Annotated in this window: 4 protein-coding genes and 1 pseudogene; 3 read left to right on the top strand and 2 right to left on the bottom strand. The window is 56.9% G+C overall.

Features of this window, described 5'->3' with window-relative positions:
• The first annotated feature begins 26 nt into the window (after nucleotides 1-26).
• From Q1A75_RS19505 to Q1A75_RS19515, 3 genes and pseudogenes are all read left to right on the top strand, one after another.
• Entirely contained in the window at nucleotides 27-326 is a 300-nt protein-coding gene (locus Q1A75_RS19505; RefSeq protein WP_299549105.1) for a hypothetical protein, read from the top strand.
• Nucleotides 316-1,911 carry an isochorismatase family protein gene (locus tag Q1A75_RS19510; protein ID WP_299549108.1) on the top strand — a complete coding sequence of 532 codons (1,596 nt, stop codon included), beginning with the start codon at nucleotides 316-318 and terminating at the stop codon, nucleotides 1,909-1,911. The genes Q1A75_RS19505 and Q1A75_RS19510 overlap by 11 nt, the downstream gene beginning before the upstream one ends.
• 368 nt (nucleotides 1,912-2,279) lie before the next feature.
• Nucleotides 2,280-2,441 (top strand): annotated as a pseudogene (locus tag Q1A75_RS19515) (integrase core domain-containing protein); the annotation flags it as partial.
• A 264-nt stretch (nucleotides 2,442-2,705) separates the two neighbouring features.
• On the opposite strand, the gene Q1A75_RS19520 reads toward Q1A75_RS19515, so the two are convergent.
• The gene (locus Q1A75_RS19520; protein WP_299593367.1) at nucleotides 2,706-3,383 is read right to left on the bottom strand and encodes a hypothetical protein; all 678 of its coding nucleotides are present in this window, start codon (nucleotides 3,381-3,383) and stop codon (nucleotides 2,706-2,708) included.
• Nucleotides 3,384-3,450: 67 nt separating this feature from the next.
• On the bottom strand, nucleotides 3,451-4,752 hold the full coding sequence (locus Q1A75_RS19525; RefSeq protein WP_299549114.1) for a Fic family protein: 1,302 nt from the start codon (nucleotides 4,750-4,752) through the stop codon (nucleotides 3,451-3,453).
• Nucleotides 4,753-6,156 lie beyond the last annotated feature (1,404 nt).

The raw sequence follows: 6,156 nt of genomic DNA on the forward strand, positions 1-6,156 counted from the left end.
GCCAGGCCGATGCCTCCGCCCGGCGCATGCCCCAGACGGCACAGCTTGCCCGCAGCCGCAGCGCAGCCCGTGTGGATGCCTTGATGTTTTCGGTGTCGGACGGCGGTACCCCGAACAATCCCGCGCCGCCGGTTCCGCTGATCCGGAGGGCGGTAACAGGCTCGGCGGATCAGACCGACCGGGTGATCAACGAGGCGGGCGGCATGCCCCTTGAGGTCGCTCAGACCCGGATCGCCGCCGTCACCCGGCCTGCGACTGACCCGATCTTCGGCGCCGATGGTCCCACCCTTCACCACTGGAAAAAGGACCGAACGCATGGCCCATAAAGCGCTGGATGACCGCTTTAACAAGCTGGTCGAACCCCATGAACCGGTGCGCCAGATCGGCACTGGCTATATTTTTACCGAAGGCCCGCTGTGGCATCCGGTGGCGCAATCGTTGATCTTTTCGGATATGCCCGGCGATGTGCGGCGGCAATATGTGCCGGGGCAGGGGGTGCGCGAAATTGCGCGGCCCTCAAACAAGGGCAACGGCATGACCTATGATGCCGATCTGAACCTGCTGGTCTGCGAACATGCGACCTCTTCGGTGGTGCGGCAGCTCCGTGACGGGACTCGCGAGGTGCTGGCCACCCATTACGAGGGGCGAGAGCTGAACTCGCCCAATGACATCGTCATGCGCCGCGACGGCGCGATTTTCTTCACCGACCCCACCTACGGGCGGCTGGAACATTTTGGCGTGCCCCGCCCCACGCAGATGGGGTTTCAGGGGGTCTATATGCTGCCGCCCGGACATCAACCGGGCGCCGAGCCGGTGCTGGTTTCGGACCGTTACATGTTCAACCAACCCAACGGGCTGTGCCTGTCGCCCTGCGAGCGCTTCATCTGGGTCAACGACACCGATCAGGCCAATATCCGGATGTTCGATCTGCCCGACGAGGGAATGCTGACCAACGCGCGTATCTTCGCCAGCGGCATCCGTGAAGAACTGCGCGCCGGTGTGCCGGATGGCATGAAGGCGGACTGCGACGGCAACATCTTCGTCACTGCGCCGGGGGGCATCTGGGTCTATGATTTCCACGGGATGAAGCTGGGCGAGATCCTGCTGCCGGAGATGGCGGCCAACCTGCATTGGGGTGACCGCGACTGGGGTACGCTCTACATCTGCGCCGAAACTTCCGTCTATTCAGTCCGCACCGGAACCCATGGCAAGGCCGAAAAATTCATGACCCCGCATGCGGCCACCTCAGCCCCTGCACCCGCTGCTCCCGCGGTCCAGACCGAGGAGCTGCAACTGCGGGACCGGATCGACCGGATCGAGCCTGCGCGCTGCGCCCTTATCCTGCAGGATTTGCAGAACGATGTGATGATCGATGGCGGCGCCTTTGCCGCAACCGGCAGCCCCGATCACGCCCGCAGCCAGAACGTGGTGGCCAATGCCGCGCGTCTGGCGGCTGCGGCCCGCGCCAGGGGGGTGATGGTGATCCATGTCTGGATGGTCTGCGAGCCGGGGCATCCCTACCTCGCACAGCACGCCGAACTGATGCGTGGCCTGAAAGGCGAGAACGCGCTGGTGCGCGGCACCTGGGGCGTGGCACCCGCCGCTGGTCTGGAACCGCAGCAGGGCGATCTGGTGGTCGAGAAAATGTCGATGAGTGCATGGGAAACATCACGGCTGGAAAGTTACCTGCACCATGGCGGGCGGGATACGATCATCAACGCAGGTTCCTGGACCAACATGAGCGTCGAGCACACGGCCCGGACCGGAGCCGATAAAGGATTTCACATGATCGTGCCCGAGGATGCCTGTTCCACCATGAACGACGACTGGCACCGCGCGTCGATCAATTTCGCCATGCAGAACGTGGCCACGGTCACTGGAACGGACGCCATCATAGCAGCCTTGGGGTAATCGCCTCAGAACACCTCGCTGTGATCACTGGCGAAGTGCAGGGCATCGGGCTTGCCGTAGCCAAACGCCCTCAAGGCCGACGGCAGCCGAATTGCGCTGTGGGATACGGACGGGGGCGTTTGGTGTCGCTTGGCACTGAATTCGTCCCGTCCTTCGGACACTGACGTAAGCTGCGATTTGTTGTCTGCTGATCTTCAACCTGAAGGAGATCGGGAGTGTCGAAACGGGAGCAACGCCATCCAGAACTCAAGGCCAAGGTGGCGTTGGAAGCACTGAAAGGCGAGCAGACGGTCAACGAACTGGCCAGTCGGTTTGAGATCCATCCAACGATGGTCCATCAATGGAAGTGGACTGACCGGCTGTGCGGATCCGGCATGCGCATCTCGATGGACGGCAGGGGCCGCGTCCTTGACAACATTTTCGTGGAGGGGCTCTGGCGATCCTTGAAATATAAATGCGTCCATTTGCATGCCTGGGAAACCGGATCAGAGGCGATGGCCGGTGTCAGAAAATGGATTGAGTTCTACAACCGCCATTGAGCCCCCCCACTTGAGTGGTCCGTCCCTATGTTTAAGAAGTGAGTGTCCGTTGAACCCGACCTAATGGGGCGGTGCGGGGTGCGCTAAGTGTCCACTAGAATAATTGGACACCAAGAGGAGGTTTTATGGGCAAGCGGCGGAAGCGTCGAACGCGGTCTGATGGCGAGAAGCGGGAGATTTGTCAGCAGACGGCGGCGCCCGGTGTTTCGATTGCGTAGGTCGCGCGTCAATCCATAAGCGTCCGGCCAACCGGCCCTAACCCACACCGCGTTCAGATAGTTCAGTCTCAAGTATTGGGTCTGCCATGAGTTCTTTCAGTATTTCCATTGCACCCGCACGACGATTGCGCACGCGAAGCAAAGGCTCAAGAAGCATGATGCGTGTGTGACCGTTTCTTGGATCGCGGACAAGGTCGACCACTGCATCGAAGCGTCTTGGCTGATATAGTCGGAGAAGTGCATTGGCGAGCATATTCTTACTGTCTGATTCCTGCACCGGCAGCGCATCGTCGCTGAATGGCAATGCTAGATTTGAGGTTTGGGTGTAAATTTCCGCAGTGTCCGGCCAGGCGTTCATCGTGTGTATGTTTTTTGTATAATAAAACGCTTTGTCGATGTCGAGGCCAGCAGTTCCGTCAAGACCGCTGAAGTCGGCACATCCCGACGCATGATTGACCGCACCAACGAACGCTTCAGGCTGAAACCAAACTGGGTTGCTGCCGACACTGCCTACGGCTCTGCAAAGAACCTTGCCTAGCTCGCGCTGGATCGACAAATTCTGCCATTCATTCCCGTTGTCGATAAATCTGCGCGACAGGATGGAACATGGTCGCGATCCGACTACACCTGGGATCCCGACAATGACCGCTATCTTTGCCCCGAAAGCCAAAGCTGTCTGACGTTCAAGGCTTGGCGAACCCAGCCAGTCTCGCATCGGCAAGCCGCGCGTTTCGTCACGTATACCGGACGCGTTCGACCGAATTGACGTAGTGGAAGGCAGATCAGGCTAGTGTCACACCTGTGAGATCGTCCGGTTTGAGGCGATAGCGAATAACATTGCCTTCATGTAAACCCGCGAGCTGCTCAGCCACATATGCGACCACGCTTTCTTGATCAGCCTCGGGCACACCAGCCTCCGCCGCCATGATCATGACGTCATCGTATTTAAAACCCTTGAACTCAAGAACGCTTCGTCTGACTGCAGCACGGACAAAGCCTCTGTATGCAATCGCCGCTTTGTGCGGGCTTTCTACCTCTGCTCTGAGGACCCGGTACTTCTCCACGGAGGCAAGGTAGGCATCGATGTACACTTCCCGAAAGAGGGACACGTTGTTCAACTCATAGATGCCGATCAATCCATCAATATAGTCCCGGTCATCCATCGTTGTAAACGACATGGGCGCGAGGTCGGACTTCAACAGGGGAATGTTGGATGCCACGCGGGACGTTCGCTTATTGATGTCCGCAAATCCTTGCAAATAGGGGATATGCACAAGCAAAAAGAATGACTGTTCGAAAGGATCTGTGATCTGCGCTGCTTTCTGAAGGAGGATGTCAAACTCTTCTTCGATGGTTACAGCTTCATCAAGTGGCCTGTAGCTCGAATGCGAAATCCCGACAGGCATGGCCCGTAAACGTCCGGACATCGCCGGATCAGCCAAGAGGCCATCGGATAAAAGCGTATGGATTGCAAAGAGGTCGGGGCGGCGGAGACTGACTTCTTCCAGGTTATCCACGACATATTGGATGGCCTCTTTGTGGTTCAGGATCATCAAAGCTTCCTTGCGATCCTTGCCTTCCGCTTCCTCGCCAAACCGGATGAGCCGCTCCGTTTGCAGAATGTCGTAAGTGTTGCCCTCCATCCGCGAGGATGCCCAACTAAGATCGACCAAGAGCTGCTCAAGGATGCGCCGCGCGTACGTGCCGGCTGACATTGCACCGCCTTGAGGCCGTCCCGCCTCTAGCATTCGATCTCGGTCAACCTGTGACAAGTACCAGGTCTTGTCAGGTATGTAGGCGTCCAAGAACTCTGGCTTATAGCCAATTGGCGGGCGCCGGTTGTACGGTTCGGAAAGATGGGCGCGCACGACCGCCGAGCCGGCAACTTGATAGCCCGTCGCCCTTCCTTTGCCAGATACCTCAAGGCGACCTCCGTCAACGAGCCTCTTGAGCGCGCGCCAAACGGTCGTTTCACTTACGTCCCTTGCTACACCTTTGCGGATCGCATCGCGCCCGGAACCCGGGTTTTGGGCAACGAAATCAAGGATGTCTTGATCTGAGAGAGCCATGAAACGATTTTCCACATGGGTGAAGCGATTATCACGCTGTTATAGATATGTTTTCCGCCGAATCAAGTTTTCGTTTCAGGTATTTTGAAACGATTACGGCGGTTGATGTTTCTCACAACTGATGTCTCGTGAGTGAAACGATTATCATCTTGAAATCAATCAATAAGTCAGCCTTTCGAGGTATGCGTTGCATATAGATTGCAACGAATCTTCCTGCTCAAGAGTGACAGTCACCAATGAGGCAAACTGGCATAGACTACAGAGCGCGCATAACTGTCGGCCGGTACATAAGAGCGTCGTCATTTGCATCCGATCTGGGAAAGCTGAAAGCATTTCGTGGAGAGTCCGCTGGTCCTTCACTACTCGAAAGCCTCGAGGAACTGAGACCTCTTCGACCACGCATGCGCCTTCACTGGCCAGATCCCGTTGCACGACGGATCTGGCAGGAAACCCGTAGAAGAGAAGTGCCAGAACTACAGGATCCGGTCGAACCCGATGGCCCCCGCATGGACGCAGCGGCAGACCTCTGGAATGCTCTGCAAGATGCGGGGATGAGAAGTCTGAGGGGCGACACTCATCCCTTTGACGCACCAAAGCCTGAATGGTTGGAATTTCTGAAACGCCCAGAGCAACAGACGATTGTGCCGCATAGAGAGCGCCGAGTCCGTGTTTCAAGCGATGCTCAGCCGAACCTTCATGACAGTGATAATGTCCAGGATTTCTATTCAAGCTGGCAGTTGCTGACCGCAATCGAACTTGCTGACATCGGAGTTCATATTCGGATCAACATGGCGGATGAGGACATCGCACGACGGGTTCGTGAAGATATCATTAGCAAGCGGTGGCCAGGCGGACGGTACTTGATCGAGATACCCCATTCCGCACAGGTCGATCGGAAGGCGTCACTGCGAAAATCCCGGCCGTCGGCCAATACAATTTCTCCAGCGAACTCGGAGTCCGGATGGACTTCGGACGCACACACTGGTCCAGGCAAAGACAGATGGAAAGGACGGATGGCGCGGCCATCGTTCTCACGCAACCGACCCAGTATGCGCTAGGCTGTGCTCCTCGAAACACCCAACTGTGCCGCCGCAGCCTCAATGGTGTCCCCGACACTTTGACCCTGAGCAAGCGACGACAAGCGCGGCCTAAGCACCTCGGCCCTCTTCAGTGCTTTGTCACTTGCTTCATCCGCCAAAGTTCGAAGTTATCCACAAAACAGACAGTCTCACAGTTAAAGTTATCATCTCAAAAATAACTTTATCATCCTAAAGATAATCTTACCGAGCTATCACTGAAAACAAAGAAGAAAATCAAACATGAGTCTCACGAATTACATGACCATGCCACGAGACTAGCCTCTCACGGCGCTTTCGTCCACAATATGATGTACAGACCGCCCCACCTTATACCTCTCCA

The sequence above is a fragment of the uncultured Tateyamaria sp. genome (genome assembly GCF_947504105.1).
GTDB lineage: Bacteria > Pseudomonadota > Alphaproteobacteria > Rhodobacterales > Rhodobacteraceae > Tateyamaria.